The 20662-nt window shown below is 57.3% G+C and carries 22 protein-coding genes; 3 read left to right on the top strand and 19 right to left on the bottom strand.

Annotated features, from left to right (window positions below; genetic code table 11):
- The first annotated feature begins 130 nt into the window (after window positions 1-130).
- Window positions 131-1039, top strand: a complete 909-nt coding sequence (gene ppk2 / locus B9Z43_RS11510) for a polyphosphate kinase 2 (protein ID WP_108325707.1) — start codon at window positions 131-133, stop codon at window positions 1037-1039.
- A 19-nt stretch (window positions 1040-1058) separates the two neighbouring features.
- Here ppk2 and asd read toward each other — a convergent pair whose 3' ends face one another.
- Complete coding sequence (gene asd / locus B9Z43_RS11505; protein WP_108325705.1) at window positions 1059-1934, bottom strand: archaetidylserine decarboxylase; 876 nt, start codon at window positions 1932-1934, stop codon at window positions 1059-1061.
- 56 nt (window positions 1935-1990) lie between these two features.
- Between asd and B9Z43_RS11500 the strand changes: the two genes are divergently transcribed.
- Entirely contained in the window at window positions 1991-3622 is a 1632-nt protein-coding gene (locus tag B9Z43_RS11500; protein ID WP_108325703.1) for an aminotransferase class III-fold pyridoxal phosphate-dependent enzyme, read from the top strand.
- A 66-nt stretch (window positions 3623-3688) separates the two neighbouring features.
- On the opposite strand, the gene B9Z43_RS11495 is transcribed toward B9Z43_RS11500, so the two are convergent.
- The gene (locus tag B9Z43_RS11495; protein WP_108325701.1) at window positions 3689-4297 is read right to left on the bottom strand and encodes a hypothetical protein; all 609 of its coding nucleotides are present in this window, start codon (window positions 4295-4297) and stop codon (window positions 3689-3691) included.
- Between the two features lie 151 nt (window positions 4298-4448).
- Between B9Z43_RS11495 and B9Z43_RS11490 the strand changes: the two genes are divergently transcribed.
- Window positions 4449-5663: a glycosyltransferase family 1 protein gene (locus tag B9Z43_RS11490; protein ID WP_108326085.1), complete on the top strand. Its 1215-nt coding sequence runs from the start codon at window positions 4449-4451 to the stop codon at window positions 5661-5663.
- Window positions 5664-5676: 13 nt separating this feature from the next.
- On the opposite strand, the gene B9Z43_RS11485 is transcribed toward B9Z43_RS11490, so the two are convergent.
- The 17 genes from B9Z43_RS11485 to B9Z43_RS11405 all read right to left on the bottom strand — a co-directional run bounded on the left by B9Z43_RS11485 (window position 5677) and on the right by B9Z43_RS11405 (window position 20645).
- On the bottom strand, window positions 5677-6135 hold the full coding sequence (locus tag B9Z43_RS11485; protein ID WP_108325699.1) for a hypothetical protein: 459 nt from the start codon (window positions 6133-6135) through the stop codon (window positions 5677-5679).
- Window positions 6132-6530 (bottom strand): type II secretion system protein, encoded by a 399-nt coding sequence (locus B9Z43_RS11480; protein WP_108325697.1) that lies wholly within the window; start codon window positions 6528-6530, stop codon window positions 6132-6134. Before B9Z43_RS11480 ends, B9Z43_RS11485 begins: the two co-directional genes overlap by 4 nt.
- A gap of 3 nt (window positions 6531-6533) precedes the next feature.
- The gene (locus B9Z43_RS11475; RefSeq protein ID WP_108325695.1) at window positions 6534-7016 is read right to left on the bottom strand and encodes a type II secretion system protein; all 483 of its coding nucleotides are present in this window, start codon (window positions 7014-7016) and stop codon (window positions 6534-6536) included.
- Window positions 7006-8967 (bottom strand): secretin N-terminal domain-containing protein, encoded by a 1962-nt coding sequence (locus tag B9Z43_RS11470; protein ID WP_108325692.1) that lies wholly within the window; start codon window positions 8965-8967, stop codon window positions 7006-7008. Before B9Z43_RS11470 ends, B9Z43_RS11475 begins: the two co-directional genes overlap by 11 nt.
- Complete coding sequence (locus tag B9Z43_RS11465) at window positions 8964-9500, bottom strand: hypothetical protein (RefSeq protein WP_108325689.1); 537 nt, start codon at window positions 9498-9500, stop codon at window positions 8964-8966. The genes B9Z43_RS11470 and B9Z43_RS11465 overlap by 4 nt, the downstream gene beginning before the upstream one ends.
- Window positions 9497-10090, bottom strand: a complete 594-nt coding sequence (locus tag B9Z43_RS11460) for a hypothetical protein (protein ID WP_108325687.1) — start codon at window positions 10088-10090, stop codon at window positions 9497-9499. The genes B9Z43_RS11465 and B9Z43_RS11460 overlap by 4 nt, the downstream gene beginning before the upstream one ends.
- On the bottom strand, window positions 10087-10638 hold the full coding sequence (locus B9Z43_RS11455) for a PilN domain-containing protein (protein ID WP_108325685.1): 552 nt from the start codon (window positions 10636-10638) through the stop codon (window positions 10087-10089). The genes B9Z43_RS11460 and B9Z43_RS11455 overlap by 4 nt, the downstream gene beginning before the upstream one ends.
- On the bottom strand, window positions 10635-11402 hold the full coding sequence (locus B9Z43_RS11450) for a hypothetical protein (RefSeq protein ID WP_108325683.1): 768 nt from the start codon (window positions 11400-11402) through the stop codon (window positions 10635-10637). Before B9Z43_RS11450 ends, B9Z43_RS11455 begins: the two co-directional genes overlap by 4 nt.
- 1 nt (window position 11403) lies before the next feature.
- On the bottom strand, window positions 11404-13089 hold the full coding sequence (locus B9Z43_RS11445; protein ID WP_108325680.1) for a GspE/PulE family protein: 1686 nt from the start codon (window positions 13087-13089) through the stop codon (window positions 11404-11406).
- Window positions 13089-14288: a type II secretion system F family protein gene (locus B9Z43_RS11440; protein WP_108325678.1), complete on the bottom strand. Its 1200-nt coding sequence runs from the start codon at window positions 14286-14288 to the stop codon at window positions 13089-13091. Before B9Z43_RS11440 ends, B9Z43_RS11445 begins: the two co-directional genes overlap by 1 nt.
- An 8-nt stretch (window positions 14289-14296) precedes the next feature.
- Window positions 14297-14755, bottom strand: coding sequence for a type II secretion system major pseudopilin GspG (gene gspG, locus B9Z43_RS11435; protein ID WP_108325676.1), 459 nt, complete (start codon window positions 14753-14755; stop codon window positions 14297-14299).
- Window positions 14756-15147: 392 nt separating this feature from the next.
- Window positions 15148-15753 carry a hypothetical protein gene (locus tag B9Z43_RS11430; RefSeq protein WP_108325674.1) on the bottom strand — a complete coding sequence of 202 codons (606 nt, stop codon included), beginning with the start codon at window positions 15751-15753 and terminating at the stop codon, window positions 15148-15150.
- 11 nt (window positions 15754-15764) lie between these two features.
- Window positions 15765-17402 carry a putative porin gene (locus tag B9Z43_RS11425; RefSeq protein WP_158270110.1) on the bottom strand — a complete coding sequence of 546 codons (1638 nt, stop codon included), beginning with the start codon at window positions 17400-17402 and terminating at the stop codon, window positions 15765-15767.
- A 38-nt stretch (window positions 17403-17440) separates the two neighbouring features.
- Window positions 17441-18091, bottom strand: coding sequence for a TonB C-terminal domain-containing protein (locus tag B9Z43_RS11420; RefSeq protein ID WP_108325670.1), 651 nt, complete (start codon window positions 18089-18091; stop codon window positions 17441-17443).
- Window position 18092: 1 nt separating this feature from the next.
- Entirely contained in the window at window positions 18093-18497 is a 405-nt protein-coding gene (locus tag B9Z43_RS11415; protein WP_108325668.1) for a biopolymer transporter ExbD, read from the bottom strand.
- Window positions 18498-18510: 13 nt separating this feature from the next.
- Window positions 18511-18912, bottom strand: a complete 402-nt coding sequence (locus B9Z43_RS11410; RefSeq protein WP_108325666.1) for a biopolymer transporter ExbD — start codon at window positions 18910-18912, stop codon at window positions 18511-18513.
- 14 nt (window positions 18913-18926) lie between these two features.
- A complete protein-coding gene (locus B9Z43_RS11405) occupies window positions 18927-20645 on the bottom strand; it encodes a DUF2341 domain-containing protein (protein ID WP_108325664.1) in 1719 nt (572 codons plus the stop codon).
- Between the last annotated feature and the right edge of the window lie 17 nt (window positions 20646-20662).

The raw sequence follows: 20662 nt of genomic DNA, 5'->3' as shown, positions 1-20662 counted from the left end.
GCCCTGATTGCCTGATGCTGCAGCACAGTCATGAAAGTGTCATGACAATTTCGCCTCGATCATTTTTGAATGTCATCAAATTGACACCGTGCCATGACAGAGTGATTTCAATATTTTTGAAGCACTGCGTATGACCAACCCTACAAGCATCAACGAAGCGCAAATGCGCCAATTGCGCGAAGACCTGCTCGACAGCCTGGATGAAGAACTCGAAATGGAGTTGGATGATCGACTGACCAACAACCTGACATCGAGCTCTGAAATGGCCAGCGAACGCGTGCAGTATTTCCGTGAGCTGTTGCGTCTGCAATCGGAATTGGTCATGTTGCAAGACTGGGTCGTCCATACCGGCCACCGCATGGTGATCCTGTTTGAAGGCCGTGATGCCGCCGGCAAAGGCGGCGTGATCAAGCGCATCACCCAGCGCCTGAACCCTCGCGTGTGCCGCGTGGCCGCCCTGCCAGCACCCAACGACCGTGAAAAAACCCAGTGGTACTTCCAGCGCTACATCTCGCATTTGCCCGCCGCCGGTGAAATCGTGCTGTTTGACCGCAGCTGGTACAACCGAGCAGGAGTTGAACGGGTCATGGGGTTTTGCAACGACGAGGAATACGAAGAATTCTTCCGATCCGTGCCCGAGTTCGAGAAGATGCTGGTGCGCAGCGGCATTCAGTTGGTGAAGTATTGGTTTTCCATAACCGACGACGAACAACATGCCCGCTTTTTGGGTCGCATCCACGACCCGCTCAAACAGTGGAAATTGAGCCCCATGGACCTGGAGAGCCGCCGCCGCTGGGAAGACTACACCCGCGCCAAGGAGACCATGATCGAGCGCACCCACATTCCCGAAGCCCCATGGTGGGTGGTGCAAGCCGTGGACAAGAAAAAAGCCCGGCTCAACTGCATCGACCACCTGCTGGGCCAAGTGCCTTATCACGAGATCGAACACACCCAAGTCAATTTGCCCGGACGCGTGCGCAACCCGGACTACATCCGTCACCCGGTCCCGCAAGACATGATCGTTCCAGAGAAATACTGACACCAACGCCCTTCTGCGGTCATACCCTCTTCAACAAGGCCTGCCCCATGCGGATGGGCTGACCGGTGACCACTGCGTCCACCCACTCAAAACCCGGTGGCACAAACAACAAAATGGTCGAGCCGTGCTCGAACCAACCCATCTCCTGCCCTTTGCTGTAATGCACATCGCAAGAGATTTCGTTGGGGCCTTTGTAACGCAGGTTGAGCAAAACATCGAGCGCATGAAAGCGCATGCTGGCCACCAGCACCGCCGCCACGGGCACCAACAACATCGGCGTGCCATCGCTCAATTTCATGTGCAACAAGGCCCGCTCGTTTTTGCAAAAAAGCTCGCGCACACGCTTCAACGCAATCGGGTTGACGTTCCATGTGTCACCCGAGATGTACGTCACATGCTCCAACTGCGCATCCATCGGCGCATGAAAGCGGTGGTACATGCTGCTTGTCAAGCGCATGGTCACAAACTTGCCCCCTTCCAGCAAGTCTGGCCACTTATGCCCCATCGCTGATTCGCCAAGCAAAGAAGGCAAGCTGTACGGAAAGCCTTTGGCCTGGAAAACCAGCCCTTGGCGAATTTCACCGCAAGCGCCAATGATGGCGTCACAGGGCGACGTCAGCACCGACACATCCGGGTCCACCGGACGCGCTCCGGGCTTTAACTCGCGGGTGAAACACGCATGCAGACTGGCAAATTCTTTTTGCCGCGCCTCTCTCAAGTCCAAATCGGTGAACAAGCGCCACACCGCGATGGACGCTTTGGCAATCCACGGGTTTCGAATTTGGCTCCACCACCCCATGAGCCGCGTCAAGGTGATGCGCGGAATGCGGTTGGTCAACAAAAAGTTCAGGTCTTCTTGCAACAGCCATTTTTGGAAATGTTTTTGAATCTTCATACGTTTGTCACTCAAATTGAATAAAAAGAAATTTCATTGACACAAGGACATCAACCGTGAACTCCACATGGATCAGTTTGGGCGCTTTGGCAGCTTTGGCGCCAGCCATTCGGCAACGTATCCAGTTGTCGCGCGCCAAGCACCGCTCTTTGGCTGGGCACTCGCGCATGGCCAAACGCTTGGCACGCTGGTTGCCAGGCTACAGCTTTGATGAAAACCAATTTTTTGGCTGCGACGGTGCCCCCGCATCGGTTCAAGCCACGCGCCGTGCTGCATTTTTTGAGCTCGCTCAAACCCTGCAAACACGCCACCGCTTGAGCATCGAGGCCACCGCGCAAGCCCGTGACAACATCTCCGACATGCAATTCATCGCGGCATACCGGGTGCCGTTTCAGTTCAGCCCACTGGTGCGCGAACATTTGAAAGTCGGCTCCTTTTTGCAATCGGCCCAAGGGGTTCAAGTCACCGATCTGGATGGCGAGGTCTTCTACGACCTCACGGGCTCTTACGGCGTGAACGTGTTTGGTGCTGACTTCTACAAAAGAACCATGGCCGAAGGCCTGGCCAGAACACAGGCCCTTGGCCCTGTTCTGGGCTCGTACCACCCTTGCGTGGCCAGCAATGCCGAGCGGCTCAAAGCCATCTCGGGCATGGACGAAGTGTCTTTCCACATGTCGGGCACCGAAGCCGTCATGCAAGCAGTACGCCTGGCGCGTTACCACACACGGCGCAAAAACATCGTGCGCTTTTGTGGCGCTTACCACGGCTGGTGGGAAGACGTGCAACCCGGCCCCGGCAACCCCATGCCCCCGCGCGAGACCTACACGCTGAGCGACATGAACGAACGCAGCCTCGATGTCTTGCGCACCCGCAAAGACATCGCCTGTGTGCTGGTCAACCCCTTGCAGGCTCTGCACCCCAATGCCAATGCCCCCGGCGATTCGACCCTGGTCGACAGCAGCCGACGCGCTGCTTACGACCGCGAGGCTTACACCGCATGGCTGCACCAACTGCGCCAAGTCTGCACCGAGCGCGGCATCGTGTTGATCTTTGACGAAGTCTTTCTGGGCTTTCGGCTGGCCGCAGGCGGCGCGCAAGCTTACTTTGGCGTGCAAGCCGACATGGTCACCTATGGCAAAACATTGGGCGGCGGCTTCCCGGTGGGAGTGGTCTGTGGCAAACAACGATGGATGCACCGCTTTGATGCCAAGCGCCCTGCAGACATCTGCTTTGCACGCGGCACATTCAATGCCCACCCGGCAGTGATGGGTGCGATGTCGGCATTTCTGGACCAACTGGAAACACCCGAGATCACCCAGCTTTATGAAGGATTGGATGACACCTGGAATGCCCGCGCCAAGCTTTTCAACGAGACCATGCAAGCGCACGCCATCCCCTTGCAGGCGGCCAACATGTCGAGCGTCTGGACGCTGTTTTACACGCAGCCCAGCCGCTACAACTGGATGCTGCAGTACTACCTGAGACTGCATGGTTTGGCGCTGAGTTGGGTGGGCACGGGGCGTTTGATTTTCAGCCTCAACTATGGCGATGCCGACTTTGAAGCGGTGCTGCAAAAGTTTGTTCAGGCCTGTCAGCAGATGCAACAGGATGGCTGGTGGTGGCACACACCAGAGATGAGCAACAAAGCCATTCGCCGACAAATCCTGAAAGAAACCTTGTTCCGTTGAGTTAAAAAAACGTCAGGGCTCTCGCCCTGACGTTTATTGTGGTGTTGTGCTTCATCCAGAGCGACTTCAAAGCGAAGTGCGCATCTCGACATGTTCAAACCGCTGACCTTTGAGCAACTGGAAAGGGGCTTTGTGGTACAGGTAAATGTCATGAAAAGGATCGGTCAAGATCTTGGTCATCCAAACCAGGCCCGTCTGAACATCCTTGATAAAGAACAAATGCGTCGTGCGGAACAACAAGGCCGCCACACCCAAGTACAGCCAGGCATAACCCACCGCATGCAAGAAGCCAGCGAAGTCATCGTGCACAGGCAGCAAGCCCAGCAAACCAGGCTTCAGATAAATGGCCAAGGGCAGCAAGGCCCAGGCGCTGAGCAACACCACCTTGCGACGCAAGTTGTAGCCCACCTTGATCTCTTCTTTGTGATCTTGGGTCGCCTGGTTCACATGGTCATAACCCAATGGTTCAAAGAAAAAGTGGCCCGATTGGCGTGAGGTCATCGAGACCAGCCAAGCGATCAAGGCGGCCACCGCAGGATCGATGAACAACATGCCATAAGCCACCACAAAACTCATGGCGCTGAGCAAGTGCAGCGACTGGTTAATGCGGCAGTGGTGGTAGTAGCGGTGGTCATCCCAGCGCTGCGTCCGCAGCTCTTTGAAAAAATCTTTCACTGAATCCCCTCAGAGTTATTTAACGAATGGATCATCAATAAAAAATATGAAATTTCAGTGACAAAGTTCACTGACATACCTTCTAAATATTTATCTCAAAAAATTGTCATTTGTCATCATTTTGTTAAATGTCAGGGTCACGATGAAGGCCATGTCACACACCGATCAAGATGCCATCTGGGTTGAAAATTTTGAACCTGCACAACAACCACTACGCATTGCCGTGGTCACTGAAACATGGCCACCCGAAGTCAATGGCGTTGCTCTCACGCTGTCCAAACTGGTTCATCATTTGAGGATCAAGGACCACACGATCCAACTGATACGCCCACGCCAAGACAAATACGACATCGGCGATGACAAGCTTGGCTGGACTGAATTGCTGCTGCGCGGCTTACCAATCCCCAAATACCCACAACTCAAACTCGGCCTGCCCAGCAAAAAAGCTCTGATCAAAGCCTGGATCCAGAAACGACCCGATCTGGTGCACATCGCCACAGAAGGGCCACTGGGCTGGTCAGCATTGCAAGCAGCCACTTTGCTTCGCTTGCCGGTGACCTCCGACTTTCGCACCAACTTTCACAGTTACAGCAAGCACTACGGGGTAGGTTGGCTGAGCAAGCCGATCGTGGCTTATTTGCGCAAGTTTCACAACCGAACCGCCAGGACCATGGTGCCCACACAGTCACTCAGAGTGCAACTGGAAGCCTCTGGCTTCCAAAAGCTCTGTGTCATTGCACGCGGTGTGGATACAAAACTGTTTCATCCGGGACAACGCAGCCAAAGCCTGCGTGACAGCTGGAGCGCGGATGCCAAAGACATCGTATTGCTGTCAGTCGGTCGCTTGGCCGCCGAGAAAAATCTGGACCTGATCGTCAACACCTACACCAGCCTGCTTCAAAGCGGCCGCAAGGTCAAATTGGTGTTCGCAGGTGACGGCCCCTACCGTGCTTACCTGCAGAGCAAATGTCCCGACGCAATTTTCACCGGCATGTGCAGCCATGAAGAACTGGCCACCGTCTATGCCAGCTCAGACCTGTTCTTGTTCCCCAGCTTGACGGAAACCTTTGGCAACGTCACGCTGGAAGCATTGGCCTGTGGTACGCCCGTGCTGGCATTCGATTGCGCAGCAGCAGGTGAATGGGTCATTGAAGGTCAAAACGGATGGCTGATCAATGGCGAGGATGATAAACGCTACGTCCTCAAAGCCCTGGACATCTGCAAAGACAAGAAAACGCTTGAAAAAGCACGGCAATTCACCGCCGCCAGCGTTGCCAATCTCGACTGGCATGCCATAGCCGATCAAGTCGAACACATTTTTCGCGAGACCATCGAAGCCTCGAACATCAAAGCCTACGAGGCATGAATGCAGAGCACGCTCAGGGTGCTTGGCCAAAAATCCAATCGGCATAGCGTGGCAAATCCTTGAACTGAGCGTAGTCAGATCCAAAAAACGTCATCAACGGCTTTTGTTCTGACAAACTGTGAAAGCCCACAATGCCTTTGCCATCTTCAGACCGAACCACGCCCCAGGCCTTGTTGCCGGTCATGGGGTCTACCTCAATCTGTCGCAAATGACGGATCACCAATTTGGGAAAGCGTGGATCGCGCAACAAATCTTCCATTCTGGAGGGCATGGACGGTCGCCCACCTTGTCCCAATCTTGCGTAACTCGCCAATGCAGCATCCATGCGCGAGCCAATCTCCAACAACTGCAACTCAGCCAAACGACGCTGACCAAACAATCCCAACTGCAACTGAGAAGCGGCCACCAAGCTGATGACCGCCAACGCCAGCAGCAGCATCAAAAAAGCGTAACCTCGATTCGTACTTTTCATAATTGATCGAAAGTCACGCCCAAACGGTTTTTACCCGGTGCGGCACTGCGCAAATCAAACACCTTGCCTTTGATGCCCTCTTTGGGAGGCACGATCACCCATGCTGTTCGGCTGTCCAGAATCGGATCGTTGGGTAGATCTTTCAGATACTGACTTTGTACCAATTCATCCAACGAGTCGGGATACCGTCCGACATCCGAGTAAAACTTGTCCAGTGTCTCACGCGTCAAACGCAGGTTTTCCACTAAGATGGTTTCTTTGGCCGTGTCCACGCTCGAAAAAAACCGAGGCACAGCCAAGGTCAACAACATCGAGATGATTGCCAGCACCACCAACAATTCAATCAGCGTGAAGCCATCGGATTTTTTGCGCGGTTTTTTGTTGAAATTTTTCACACATCACCACCATCTGTAGGCAATGCCGTTCAAACCAGTTTTGCTGGACAGCGAATACACATCGTAGACATCGGCACCTTCACGCGGCTCACCCGCTTCGCTTTCATAACTGCGCTTGCCCCAAGTGTCGGCGGCAGGCAACTCGGCATTGGCGTTCATGGGATCGCGGGGTAATTTGCGCAAAAAATACTTTTTGCCTTTGGCTTTCTCATCGCGAAACATCACCCCATCGGCCAGCACATCCAAATTGGGCGGATAGCCAGAAATCTCACCCGCAGGCTCCATGATTTCGCCCGCTTCACTCGATTGTTTGTAGGCATCGATCGCCTGCCGGATCTCCTTGAGCGCAGAACGCAACTCGGCCTCTTTCGATCGCTGAACCGTCACCTGCACCACCGGCACCACCAAAAAAGACAAGGTGGCGATGATGGCCAAGGTCACCAACAATTCAATGAGGGTGAATCCTCGCGCTCTATTAAGGCGCATCGTCCTTGCCCTCGTTGGCGTCTGTAGCCTTCTCACCAATTGGCGACAGCGTCCGACTGCTCGTCCCCACACCGACAGGTGCAGCGGGTACAAGCCTTCTGGGAGCAGCAGGTGGGGCAGAGGTGGATGCCGAAGCGGGTGCAGGTGTTGATGCAGAAGACACCGACGACGACGAGCCCTCCTGCCTCAAGCGCGACTCGGGCCCGCTTGGGAACTCCAACTCCACGTTGTCGCGCAAAATCGAATGGCGCACCAAACGCGGCGTGATGGACAAAATGATCTCTGTCTTCTTGGACTGGTCTCTGCTGGCGCCGAACAATTTTCCAAACACCGGCAACTCACCCGCACCCGGAATTTTCTTGACCGAGTCACGGTCTTCATCGCTGATCAAGCCAGCCAACACCTGCGTTTCGCCATCCTTCAAACGCAATGTGGTGGTGGCATTGCGCGTGCCAAACGAATACGCCACCGTGCCCAATTTGGTGGTCTGCGAGCCCGAAATCGTGCTCACTTCCATCGACACCTTGATGCTGATGTCACTGCCCCGGTAAATCACCGGTTCCACATCCAGCTTCAAACCCACATCCACATAGGTCACGTTCTCGGCAAAACCGCCCGTGGGCGAAGTGGTCACGGTCACCACAGGCACACGGTCACCGATCATGACCTTGGCCTTCTCCTTGTTGACCACCCGGATGCGCGGATTCGCCAATACATTCACGTTGTCGTTTTGCTCACCCAAATTCAAGGTCAGGTTGCCCAATTGCGCACCCGTGGTGTCGCTGTTCAAATTACGCAAACCCCTCAAAGTCAAACTGGTGGCACCCTCACCCGCCAAAGGCGTCAAGCTCAGACTCTCCGGCCAGCCCACGCCCAGTTGCAGCAACTTGCTTCGGCTGACCTCCAAAATCTCCAACTCCAGCATGACCTCCGCTTCTGGCACGTCGTACAAGCGCACCAGCTTCTCGATCACTTTGATGGCAGCGGGCGTATCGCGCACCACCAACAAATTCAGCTTGTCGTCCACCACCGGCTCACGCCCTTTGAACAAGGTCTTGATCGCCGCCGCCACAAACTTCGCATCGGCATAGGCCATCGGGAACATGCGCACCGTCAGCTCTTGATAATCCTTCAACTTGGCCACAGTGGCCGGAAAAATCAACACCGTGTTCGCATTGGACACCTGCATGTCCAGCTGATTGGCCGTCAGCAACAAAGTCAAAGCCGTCTCAACCGTGCCATCGCGCAAAGTGATCGAGGCCTTCAAATCAGGCTTGTTCAGTTCCTTGTCGAAAATGAAGTTCAAACCCGAAGAGCGAGACAAAGCGTCAAAAATTTGACGCAAAGGCGCTTCGCGGAACTCCAAACTGGTGGGTTTGCGAAACGCCGCACCCAACACATCCTCTTGGGCAGTGGGTGCCAGTTTCAAGCTGGCCTCTTGGTGTGCGCTCAGGGCCTCGGTGTGATCGGGCTGTTGAGACAACATGCTTTTGGTCAAAGCCAGCACCTGCGACCAGTCACCGGACTGCTTGGCCAAACGCAAGTTTTGCAACTTCAGCGCCAGTCCTTTTTGAATCGCCACTTGATCCAGCCCCTGCTTGACCACACCGTTGGCCGCATCCATCGCCTGCGCCTGCTTGTAAGCCTGTTCGGCCGCATCCAGACGCCCGGCCTTGTGCATTCGCTCGCCTTGGCGAAGCAAGGCCTGCATGGCGCGCTCTTTGGCCGTGCGGTACACCAGCTTGAACTCGGTGTTGGACGGGTTCTTTTCTACCGCCTCTTGCAATTGGCTCAAGCCCTCTGAAATTTTGTTGTCTTGCAACAATCGCTTGCCTTCGTTGAATTGCCAGTAGCCTGCACAACCCGAAAGGCTCAGAACCCCAAGCAATGCGCCCAACAGCAAGCCCGTGCGCCCATGTCGGCCCAAGGCCACCCCTAAAAATTTGCTCATTTGAATGCTCCAATGTTCACGGTCTGCACCTCGTTCAAAGGCAAATACGTCACGGACAAAAGCGGGGGTTCAATGCGGTCAATGCGGTACTTGCCATCCAGCACCTGGTCTTTTTTCGCGACCCGCGTCTCTTCCCCCAAGGTCAAATACACCCACCATTCCCCCTGCGAGGACTGCTGGCCCAAATACGCATAGGGCCAAGGCGGCGCTTTGGGCGGCTCCACTTTGGTCACCACCTTGGGCGGTGGCGGGTTCCACGATTGCGGATAAAAAATCGGCGGCTCTTTCTCTGCCAATTCAGTGGCCAAAGCCTCATCCACAGATTTGTAAGGTGCTGCCCGTGGCTTGAGCGCGGTCAAAGTCGTCTCGGACCCAGCCCGCTTGTCCGCCACCCGGGCAGAGGCGCCGGCCTTGCTCGCCGGGCGGACCACCGCCTCAGCCACTCCCCCATCTCCCTCTTCATCTGGACCCATCACCGACAAGCCGACCGTCACGCCCAAGGCCAACAGCAAAATCCATGTCCGCAAGTTCATGGCGCGCCCTCCTTGGCCAGCAGCACGCCCTGCGCGGGATAGGCCAGGTGCAAGGTCATCGTCAAGCTCGACTCCAGTTCGCCTGAAGCCACGCCCTCGCGCCGCAAACTCAATTCGTCCAGACTGGCAAAAGGCAGCTCCAACAAGCTTTGCTCGACGAAGGTCCGAATTTGCAAATACGAGCCCACCAAGGGCAAGCGCACACGATAGCGGCACAAACGCGTGGCCGCCTCACAACTGAGCTTGTACTCACCCGTCACTGCCGGCATCTCCAGCGTTTGCGACAAACTCAACAAAGTGCCCACATGCGACTCGACCTCCGCCAGCTCGCCCAGCACCGACTGAAACGCCAAGCTCGGTTCAGCTGCAGGGGCCGCTTCCACATCAGTCGGCACAGGCGCTTGGGCCATTTGTTGGCGCAAAGTCTGCAAGTCCTGGTTTTGCGCAGCCCATTGCCACTGGGCCTTGGGCAGCAAACCCCACCAGACCACCATGGCGGCCACGCACACAGCGCCCATCAAAAGCCACAAGGGGTTGATCGATTGCAATGCGCGCTCCATGACCACGCGCTGAACGGCAGGCGACTTCATCGCGCGCCCGCCTCTGGCTGCCAATAGGCAGAAAACTCGAAGCGGTAAGGCTTGTTCGGATCGGTCTGGCTCATCTGGTGCACGCTCAACTCCACCGAAGTCAACAAAGGCTGCGCCTTCATCTGTGACATGAAGCGCAACATCTCTTGCGCATTTTTGGCCTCCGCCACACCCCTGATGCGGTCATTGGTCGAATCCAAACGCAGCTCCAGCAAAGCCACCCGGCCCTTGCGCGTGGTCTCCAGCGTTTCCAGCAAATCCATCCAAGGCTGGTTCAGCTGCCGAATGACGAGCTGCGAAGCCTTGAACTGCTCTGGCGTCAGCTTGGGCGCCACGGCCACACGCGGGGCCTGGCGCGCCTGCGTCTTGAGCAACTGCGCGCGCTCTTGCTCCAGGCGCAAGCCATCGTGCTCGACCGCCCGCCACTGCCCCCAGCCCACCAGCAGCGCCAAAGCGGCCAGCAAGAGCAGCAGCCACAAACGCCACCCAGCGCGGTACAGCCAAAACACCACACCGCGCTCGGCAAAATCCAAGTCCAGTTGTTTCATGGCTGCACCCTCCACACGCCGAGCACATCCGCCACATCGCCCAGTCGGTGCCATTGCAAACCCTGCGTTTGCGGCAGTGCCCCGGTGCCCATCCATCCCATGCGTTCGGGCATGGCCAGGCCCTGTCGCCTGAACGCCTGCGCAAGCATGTCCTCACACTGGCCAGTCGGCAAACTGTTCAAAGCCAAAGGCCAATGCCTGACCGCACACACCTGACCTTGGCGTGACAAAACCAAATGGCTGCCCTGCGGCTGCACCAGCAAGACCGCTTCGTCCTCGAGCACCTGGCCTGCCACATGGTTCCAAACCACAGCCCACTGCGGCACGCACGAGGCCAAGGCCAAGCGCTGCGCCGACAGCAAATCGCGCAGCGCCTGCACATCCGATTGCAGCACCGCACAAGCCCAATAAGGCGCGTCTTGCAGCGGCGCCATCACCACCTTCAGCGGCTGCGTCAGCTCAAACACCTCTTGCAAACGCATGGCCGTGTAGGCTTGCACATCCTGCCAACGCTCGGCGTTTTGCAAAGGGGCCACTTGCGCGGCATACAACCAGCTGTCGTCCAAGCTCACCCGCACAGGCCGAAACCGCACAGGCGGCGAGGCCAAAAAAGAAGCCAAAGCCGCCAAGCGAACGGCGCCTTGCAAGGGGCTGTCCAAGTCCATCTGCGCCACGCATTGCGCAGGCCCTTTGCCCCAGGCCGGCCGGCGCACCCAGCGAAAGGCGCTGGCCGACAACACCAGTTCCCAGCGGGTTGTGAACATGTCAAGCATTCAAGGTCACCCTGCCCACTTCGGCCAAGGTGGTTTCCCCACGTTGGGCCATGGCCATGGCGGCTTCGCGCAGGGTGCGCGTCCCCGTCCTGCGCGCCTGTTCTTTGATGGCGCGGATCGGTGCGCGGTCAATGATCAACTCGCGGATCTCGTCGGTCAACAACAAGACCTCGGCAATCGCCCGGCGGCCTTTGTAGCCTGTGCCCCGGCAGTCACCGCAACCCGTGCCGGCGCGAAACTGCCAGTTCGGCACATCTTCTGGGGCGATGCGCAACAAATCCAGCTCTTGCGCGCTGGGTACATAGGGCGCTGCGCAGTGCGGGCAATTGCAGCGCAGCAAGCGTTGCGCCCAAATGCCATTGAGCGCCGAGACAAAAGAATACGGGTCAATGCCCATGTGCGTGAAGCGCCCCAGCACATCAAACACGTTGTTGGCGTGTACCGTGGTCAGCACCAGGTGACCGGTCAAAGCCGACTGCACCGCGATCTCGGCCGTCTCGTTGTCGCGGATCTCACCCACCATGATCTTGTCCGGGTCATGCCGCAAGATCGAGCGCAAACCCTTGGCAAAAGTCAGGCCCTTTTTCTCATTCACCGGGATCTGCAAGATGCCTGGCAACTGGTACTCCACCGGGTCTTCGATCGTGATGATCTTGCTCTTGCCGTCGTGAATTTCGGTCAGCGCGCCATACAAGGTGGTGGTTTTGCCCGAGCCCGTCGGCCCCGTCACCAACAACATGCCATAGGGCTCCGAGGCCAAGCGCCGCAAAGTCACCAAAGCCGCCTCGTCAAAACCCAGCGCCTCCAGCGTCAATGCGCCGTACGACTCGATCATGGCCCGTTTGTCCAACACGCGGATCACCGCGTCCTCGCCATGGATGCTGGGCATCACCGACAATCGCATGTCAATGTCTCGCCCGCCTGAATCCACCGTGAAACTGCCGTCTTGCGGAATTCGGCGCTCGGCAATGTCCAGCTCGGCCAGCACTTTCAAGCGCGAGATCACATGCTCTGCAGTCTCCACGCCGGCCACACTCAGCGCATGGTCCAGCACACCGTCAATGCGGAACTTCACCTCCATGCCCCCCGGCGTGGACTCGATGTGGATGTCTGACGCCGTCACCTTCAGCGCGTCGTACAGCACCGAGTTGACCAGCCTCACCGCCGGGCTGGCCGACTCGCTCAAACCCGCCAAAGACAAGACCGCTGCAGGCTTGCTCTCGCGGGCATAACTGCCGCCCTCGATGCCCATGCCATCGGTCGCGCGTGCGCCCTCTTCCTTGCGCGAAAGGTAGGCCAAGATGTCTTCGGGCAAGGCCAAGGCGTAGTGCACCGCCCCGCCCGCGCTGCGCTCCATCCAGCTTTGCAAGGCCAAGTCCAGCGGGTCGCTGATCACCGCCCACAAGCGGCCTTCATCGCGCAAGACAATCCCTTTGCGCTTGATCGCCTTGGTCAAGGGCAACACATCGAACGCATCCGACAGCGCCAACATCTGCGCCGTCTCCATCACCGGATAGTCAAACTGCGCGGCCATCCAGCCTAAGGCCTGCCGTGGCTCCAGCCGAGTTTGCGCCGCCACTTCGTCCACCAGCGCGCGCCCAGCCGCCAAAGCGCTGGCGCGCCAAGCGCTCAAATTCTGCAAGTCCTGCGCTGTCCTGTCGGGAGTTGGCGTGCTCATCAAAAGCTCCCGGCCAAATCAAAAATTGGCATGTACAGCAAGATCACAATCACCCCCACAACCAAACCGATGGCCGTCATCAACAAAGGCTCAAAGCTGCGCATGAAACGGTCAATCCATTGGGTGATTTCTTCGTCGTAAAAAAGCGCCGACTGCGTGAGCATCTTGCCCAAATCGCCGGTGCGCTCGCCCACCATCAGCAAACGTTGCGAGATCGGTGTCGTCAAGGCCACCGACTCAAATGCCGCCGACAAAGACACGCCCGACTCGATGTCGTGCCGCGCCCTCGCCAACTTGTTTTGCACATCCATCGACACCACGCTGGCCACCACCTCCATGGCTTTGACCAAGGCAATACCACCTTGGAGCAACATGCCCATGGTCATGTAAAGGCGGGACAACTCGTAAATGCGCACGCGCTCGCCAATCTGCGGCAGCTTGGCCAAAATCACCACCCAACCGCCGTTTTTCCGAATGCGCTGCCACAGCCAAACCAAGCTGCCCGCCACGCCCGCCAAGGCCAGCAACAACCAAGACGTGTGCTCAGCCGCAAAGCGCCCCCACGACAGCATCAGCGCCGACATGAAGGGCAACTCGCGTCCGGCCCCTTGATACACCTCGGCAAATTTGGGCACCACATAGACCATCAAAAACAAACTCACCAGCAAACCCACGCTGATCAAAATGCCCGGGTAAATCGAGGCGCTGATCACCTTGCTGCGCACCGCCTCCAGCCGCTTTTGGTAGTCCACATAACGCTGCAAAGCCTGCGGCAAATCGCTGGTGCCCTCGGCCGCCCGCACCACCCCGATGTAGAGCACCGGAAACACCGCCTCTTGCGCTTGCAAGGCCACCGAAAAGCGTTTGCCCGTGCGCAAGTCGTGCAGCAATTTCTCAAACACCTGACGCCGCGCTGCGTCGGTTTCTTTCTCGCTCAAGGCCTCGGTCGACTCCACAATGCCCAAGCCAGCATTCAGCAGCGCCAGCAGCTCCTGGCTGAACAGCAACACCGAAAAATCCAGCCGGCCCACGCCCAGCCAGCGCTGCAAGTTCAGGGCCCCGCCACTTTCAGCTTGGATCGAAATTGCCCGCAAACCCAATTGCGTGAGTTGGTCCCGCGCGCGCTCCAAGTCGTGAGCCTCCAACACCTGATCCACAATCAGCTGCTGCGCATTGATCACCCGGGCGCGGAACTTCAAAGCCAGACTCAGTTGGTGATGTCAGCGTCTTCAGACGAGCCGCCGCGCTGCCCATCTTTGCCCAAAGACTGGATCTGAAAATCGCCATTGCCCACCGGGAAGGTGTAGAGGTATTTGCGCCCCCATGGGTCTGGTGGCACACCTTTTTTCAGGTAAGGGCCATTCCAGCCCTTGGCCGAATCGGGCTGCGTGGTCAAAGCGGCCAAGCCTTCGTCGTTGCTAGGGTAGCGCCCGACATCCAGACGAAAGGTGTCCATGGCCTTGGCCAAGGCTTCGATCTGGGCTTTGGCCGTAGTGGCCTCTGATTTGCCCAGTTGCGCAAAATACTTGGGGCCCACATAAGACGCCAACATGCCGATGATGACGATCACCACCAGCAACTCCAGCAAGGTGAAACCCGCTTCGCGTCGGCGAGACTTCAAACCAAGGCCTAGATAACAGGACGGCGCAATGCGATGGGCAAGCATGTGAAATTCGGGCTTTCAACCCGAAGCTGAACAAGCATCCACGGGTATTAAAAAAACGAGCAGTTGGCGCAGACACGCCACGCAATCAAACTGCTCAAAACCCTCAATATATGCACGGACGGTGACAATTTTGTGAAATTTGTCACTTATTGACCCGGCCTTTTGCACTCAGCTGTTTGCACACAATCGCGCACAGGGTGCTGCTCCTGCAACACCATACATGTCCATGTGGGAGATGCGCCCTGCGCGCGATGGTTTTGGGTTTGCTTGCAATCGCGCACGGGGTGCGGCTCCTACAACGCAATGGTGGGAGCCGCGCCCCGCGCGCGATCCGCATCTTTGAGGGAGTCGCGCCCCGCGCGCGATGGGCGTGGAACACGCCCTGCAAACCATCACTGGACCTTATTGCTCACCCGCAAGCCCTGCAGCTTGTCGCGCTCTTGGGCGCTGTCGTTTTCTAACTTCACGGTGCCCAGCTGCGTGAAAACACCACCCCGCAGCAAATAAGCCGACTTGTAGGCCTGCTCGTAGCGTGACAACAAATCGGTGTTGATCTGGTAAAGACTCTGGTTGTAGTTCTCGCACTGCACCAACTGCTTGGACTTGGCCAGCAAGTTGTCCTGCGACACCTGCACATTGCTTTGCTGCTGACGCGCTTGGGCTGCGGCGGCCAGCTGCTGTTCTGCGGCTTGGACTTTGAGCTGCGCCAGCTCATCGCTCAAACGCTGCTTTTCATCTTGCAAAGCCGCCAACTCTTTTTGCACCGACCTCAATTTGGCGGTCGATGCCGACTTCAAGCGCGAGGCATCGTCTTGCGCCTTCTTCAAGTCGTCTTGTACCTGCGTTTTCTCGGCCGTCAAACGGTTTTTCTCTTGCTCCAGCGACTGCGCCTTTTGCTGGGCGCGTTGCAAGGCCTTGGCTGCTTTGTCATCGGCAGCCATGGCCGAAGCCGACAGCAGCATCAAACTGGCCAGGCAAAGGTTCGAAAGTGTGCGCATGTCATATCACCTCAAAAACGGGCGTTCAAGTCCAGCTGCAAAATGTCGCTGGAGAACTTGGTGGTTTTGCCCGGTGCAAAAGGATCGATCTGGTTGGCCGACAACCAACGGGCCGTGACCCAGGTGTTGTTGTACAAACCATAGCTGGTCTGCAAAATCCAGCCCTTGTTGTTGGTGCCACCCAAGCCGAAATCCGAATTGGTGAAGGCATCCAACACAGCATCGCTGCCCAGGTAACGGTAAGCCAGCGAAGCGTTCCACTGGCCCTTTTGGTGGACTTGTGAAGGGCCAAAAGCCGTGCGCAGCATGTAGCCGGAATCTTTGCCATCGACCAATTCGTAACCGGTGCGCTCTTTGATCTTGTTCTTGTCAAATCCGAGGTTCTTCACAAAGTCAGCCGTCAACACCACGGGCTGACCCAGCAAGTGGTTCAGGCTCAAAGATGTGATCAAGTTCAAGATCTTGAATTCCGACGCCAAACCCAAGGTTGTTGCCGTGTCCAGCTGAGAGTTCACGCGGAACAAGGTGTTGCCACGTTGACGCAAAGCACTGCCGTATTCATAACGCGCCGCGTAGTCTGGGCGAGTCAAACGAGCCTCTTCAGTCTCGCGTGATGCGGTGATACCTTGGTAGCTGTAAAGAGCCAATCCCATCTTGAACTCATCGCGGTTGGCCATTTTGAAAGCATTGCCCAACTGCAAACCCACCATGCTGCGCGAATTGCTCGTGCCTGGCTTGTTCTCGGTCAGCGGGAAGTAGCCAGCCGACGCAAAACCCTCGCCGCCGCTCCACTTTTGCTTGCCTGCCACGGTAAATCCCTCAAAGCCCAAGTCATCGGCATACACCAAGTCGGTGGAATAAAAGGGATTGGCCATGCGACCGGCGGTCACGCCCCAAGCGGCATCGGGTTTGACCTGCACATAGGCACGGTCCAGCACCACCGCGTATTTGTTAAACGACTGCCCCATAGTCTGGTTGGTCGATGTGGGGCTGCCGGTGCTGCTGCCCGTAGTCAAACGCACACCCGCAATGACCTGCTCGGACACCTTGGCGCCCACACCCAATCGGGCACGCACACGGGAACGGTCGAAATTTTCTTGGGTATTGGTATTGGGCAAACCACCGGTGTTGTTCAGCGCCAAGTCGGCAGCGCGTGTGAAGTCACCACCACGAAAACCATAGCCTGGCTCGGTGTTGTCTTGACCCAAGCTCGCAGACTCAACCCGCGCCCGCAAATCACCCTCGAAAGTAAAGCGCCCCAGCCACTCCGGATAAGCATCAGGTTGACCCCAGCGCTCAGACTTGGCTTGACGCAGCACCTCACCCTTGATCTGCTCGCGCATTTCCTGGCGGACCGACTCAGGCACATAAGGCACACGCACCACACGCTTGCCGTCAGCGGTCGTTTCAGGCTTTGCAGCCGCGGTGGGGGCCGGTGCAGCACCTGCCTGGGCCTGCTTCATCATGGCGGCCGCTTTCTCGCGGGTCAGCAGACCGCTTTCTACCAAGGTGTTGATGAGCGCTTGCGTGGTGGCACGCAACTGCTGCAACTCTTCAGCCGCAGTTTGAGCCTGCACCGCAGGGCTCAATGCTGCACCCAAAGCCATAGCCAACGCCGACACTTTCAAATTCAAAACAGTTTTTTTCATCATCACATTCCTTGTTTCATTCGTAGGGGTTCAGCCACTCATCGGCCTGTAGATATGCGCAAACGAATCGGCTGAGGCATCTTTTCGGGCGGGCCGGCACTGAAAGCCGTGGCCGCCGCAATGGCTTTGTTCAGCAACCCATCAAGTTCTTTGTCGCCAGTACCTTGGATTACATCGAAACGGCCAATGCTGCCGTCGCGGTTGACCCATACCTGCACCTCAGCCTTGTAAGCCATCTCGCGCAAATCCTTGTTGCGCGTCAGCTGCCGTTGCAACTCGCCCTTGATCAAATTGGCGTAATAGCTGAACGCGTTGAAGCCCCCACCCGCAGAGGCGGGCCCTTTGCCCACATTGGACAAGTCTTCGCTGCTGATCTTGCCGGCCGAGAAAGCACTGGGCCCATCGCCCGCAGGACCGTCCATCTTCAAATCGGCAGACGGCGCCGGTGGCGCCATCTTGGGCTGCTCCATCGGAGGCGGCTTGTTCAGATCCTTCGGCGGCTCCGGCTTTTTCTCTTCCTTGGGCGGCGGCGGTGGGGGCGGTGGTGTGGTCGGTATCAAGCTGATCTTGGGCGCCTTGCGCGGTTTGTCATCGATCTTTGAGACAAAGGAATACACCCCCCAGGCCATCAATGCCAGCACGGCAGCACCCGCTGCGATCAAGCCCATGTTGCGACGTGAGATGTTCACCTTAGGTTCCAATCCGGGCCGTCACCAAGCCCACGTTGCTGATCTTCAATTCGGCTGCCAAGTCCACGATCTCCATGACCTTTTCGTAATGCGCCTGCGGATCACCCTTGACCATGATGGGCGCGTCTGGGTCTTTGGCCACCGCTGCTGCCAAGCGTGAGCTGAGCTCGGGCAGCGTGATCGGCGCACCATTGAGCAGCAAACTGCCATTGGGCAAGATCTGAATGATGCGTACCTCTTTTTGCACCGTGCTGGGCTTGTTGCTGGGCTTGGGCAAATTGATCTTCAGCCCCTGCACCGAGGCGGTGGTCATGATGATGAAAATCACCAAGAGCACATACGCCAAATCCAACATCGGCGTGACGTTGATCGTGTCGTAGGGTTTGGTTTCGGTTTGTGCTTTCATGTCTTGCCCTGCTTCATTTCGCGCGGCCCGTGGCCAAACCGATGTCGGTGATGTCCACTTTCTTCAAAATCTCCAGCACCTGCATCACTTTGGCGTATTGCGTGCGGGCATCGCCCTTGACCACGATCGACTGCTCCGGATTACTCCGCTTCATCTCCGTCAGGCGTTGCTCCAATTGCTCGGCAGTCACGGGATACGTGTCCAAGAACATGTCCCCCGCCTGCGAGATGGTCACCGCCTTCACACCCTTTTTGGCCAAGTTGTCGATCACCTTGGTCTTGGGCAAATCCACCTTCACGCCTTGCACCGACGCCGTGGTCATGATGATGAAAATCACCAAGAGCACGTACGCCAGATCCAGCATCGGCGTGACGTTGATGTCGTCGTAGGGCGCGTTTTCTTCTTGAACTTGCACAGCAAACCCTTGTGTCAGTCGTTGTGCAATTCAGCAGAACGGGTCAGGAACTCGTCGGCAAACACCGCCAAGTCCGAGCTGATGTTCTTGATCTTGATGGCAAACCAGTTATAGGCAAACAGCGCTGGAATCGCCACCGCCAAACCCGCCACCGTGGCCACCAGCGCCGCCGCAATACCTGGCGCAATCGCGTTCACGTTCACGTCACCCGCTGCCGCAATGGCCGCAAAGGTGATCATCACGCCCACCACCGTGCCCAGCAAACCCAAGAAAGGGCCACCTGAGATCGCAATCGTCAGCAACACAATGCCGCTGTTCAAGCGTTGGCTCACGCGCAACATCAAGGCGTCCAGCGTCGCGCGGATCGAGTCCACCGCCGCGCTGGTCAACCCATGCGCCTGGCCTTTTTCGTCCTGCATCTTGAAACGAACAGCAATCTCCCCCAAGCCCAATTCAAAGGCCTCCAGCAATGGTGAATTCTTCACAGCCGCCATGTCTTTCAGGGCTGCGCCTTGGGCACTGCCAGGCTGCAACATTTGCACCGCGTGCTCTTTGTAGTAGGCCAAAAACGCGGCATTCGATTTTTCGTAGCGCGACAGCAACACCGTCTTGGAGTACATCACCCAGATGCTCAAGATCAGCATCACACCCAGCAAGGCGATCACCACCCAACCGTCGATCGTCACCGCACCAATCAAGATCGCAAAGTAGGCCACTTCAGCCTCGGCACCCTCGCCCGAATCAAATCCCAACATCAGGCTGTCGGCCACTTGAGTCGAGACAAAGGCCTTGATGTAGGCCGGCGTGCGCGGCACATTGGCCAGCGTCACCGCGTCCAGCTCACCGCGCAAACCATTGCCCAGCACCAGATCGCCTGTGACGTCCGACATGTTCAGCGCCGCCTCCCCCAAGGCATTACCGTCCACAAAGAACTGCACCTTGCCACCGGCATACACCACCGCCAAATGCTGCCAAATGCCTGCCTGCAACTTGCCAGAGGCGGCTGCCGCTGCACCGCCAAAGCGCACCGTCGGCACACCGGCTGCCACGTCGACACTCAAACTGCCCAGGCTCAGCAAGCTGGCCTTGTCCAGGCTGTCAGGCTTGACCCAAGCGGTCATCGTCCAACCGGATGATGGCTTGAGCGCCAAACTCGCCGAGGCAGGCACCACCACACGCGCCGCGCCATTGAAAGCCATGGCGCCGCCAATCGGGCCATTGGCCACCGCCACGCCCGTGGCGTCTTTGGCATGGTTGGCGTTGCCCGTGGCGTCTTTGACACCGCCTTCATCCGAAAAGTTCAACACCAGCACCTGAGACTCGTCGTACACCAACTTGCTCTCATCGCCCGCCTTGGCGCCCTTGTTGCCCCAACGAACCATCAGCGAATCCGACTTCGCTTTGGCTTTCAACTTGGGCAGCTTCACCCACACCACGGCCAACTCGTTGGCCGCATCAAACTTTTCAATGTGGTAGGCCAGTGGCGTCTTGTTGTCGGCCGCAAAAAAGCGCAAATCCGAGCCGTCGGATTTGGCTTCCGAGAAGTTGAAATTGCCGCTGTGCAAGCGCACCAGAACCGGCAACACGCTCACATCTTGGTCAATCTCAACGCCCGTCGTGGTCGTGTCAAAAGACAGTTTCTTACCGTGTTCCCAATCGTCTGCGCTGGCCAACATGGGCAGCAACAATACAGAGGCCAGCAAGGCCGAAATGCCATATTTCAATATTTTCATAACAGTTCACCACCCAA

The organism is Limnohabitans sp. MMS-10A-192, from assembly GCF_003063335.1.
In the GTDB taxonomy this organism is placed as follows: domain Bacteria; phylum Pseudomonadota; class Gammaproteobacteria; order Burkholderiales; family Burkholderiaceae_C; genus Limnohabitans_A.
Note: the sequence above shows the minus strand (reverse complement) of the source record. Positions and strands in the feature narration are given on the sequence as shown.

Excerpts from the sequence above, each read along its gene's own strand:
- ppk2 (WP_108325707.1), top strand. The coding sequence starts at position 131 with ATGACCAACCCTACAAGCATCAACGAAGCGCAAATGCGCCAATTGCGC.
- asd (WP_108325705.1), bottom strand. The coding sequence starts at position 1,934 with ATGAAGATTCAAAAACATTTCCAAAAATGGCTGTTGCAAGAAGACCTG.
- B9Z43_RS11490 (WP_108326085.1), top strand. The coding sequence starts at position 4,449 with ATGTCACACACCGATCAAGATGCCATCTGGGTTGAAAATTTTGAACCT.
- B9Z43_RS11485 (WP_108325699.1), bottom strand. The coding sequence starts at position 6,135 with ATGAAAAGTACGAATCGAGGTTACGCTTTTTTGATGCTGCTGCTGGCG.
- B9Z43_RS11475 (WP_108325695.1), bottom strand. The coding sequence starts at position 7,016 with ATGCGCCTTAATAGAGCGCGAGGATTCACCCTCATTGAATTGTTGGTG.
- B9Z43_RS11470 (WP_108325692.1), bottom strand. The coding sequence starts at position 8,967 with ATGAGCAAATTTTTAGGGGTGGCCTTGGGCCGACATGGGCGCACGGGC.
- B9Z43_RS11465 (WP_108325689.1), bottom strand. The coding sequence starts at position 9,500 with ATGAACTTGCGGACATGGATTTTGCTGTTGGCCTTGGGCGTGACGGTC.
- B9Z43_RS11460 (WP_108325687.1), bottom strand. The coding sequence starts at position 10,090 with ATGAAGTCGCCTGCCGTTCAGCGCGTGGTCATGGAGCGCGCATTGCAA.
- B9Z43_RS11455 (WP_108325685.1), bottom strand. The coding sequence starts at position 10,638 with ATGAAACAACTGGACTTGGATTTTGCCGAGCGCGGTGTGGTGTTTTGG.
- B9Z43_RS11450 (WP_108325683.1), bottom strand. The coding sequence starts at position 11,402 with ATGTTCACAACCCGCTGGGAACTGGTGTTGTCGGCCAGCGCCTTTCGC.
- B9Z43_RS11445 (WP_108325680.1), bottom strand. The coding sequence starts at position 13,089 with ATGAGCACGCCAACTCCCGACAGGACAGCGCAGGACTTGCAGAATTTG.
- gspG (WP_108325676.1), bottom strand. The coding sequence starts at position 14,755 with ATGCTTGCCCATCGCATTGCGCCGTCCTGTTATCTAGGCCTTGGTTTG.
- B9Z43_RS11430 (WP_108325674.1), bottom strand. The coding sequence starts at position 15,753 with ATGCGCACACTTTCGAACCTTTGCCTGGCCAGTTTGATGCTGCTGTCG.
- B9Z43_RS11425 (WP_158270110.1), bottom strand. The coding sequence starts at position 17,402 with ATGAAAAAAACTGTTTTGAATTTGAAAGTGTCGGCGTTGGCTATGGCT.
- B9Z43_RS11415 (WP_108325668.1), bottom strand. The coding sequence starts at position 18,497 with ATGAAAGCACAAACCGAAACCAAACCCTACGACACGATCAACGTCACG.
- B9Z43_RS11405 (WP_108325664.1), bottom strand. The coding sequence starts at position 20,645 with ATGAAAATATTGAAATATGGCATTTCGGCCTTGCTGGCCTCTGTATTG.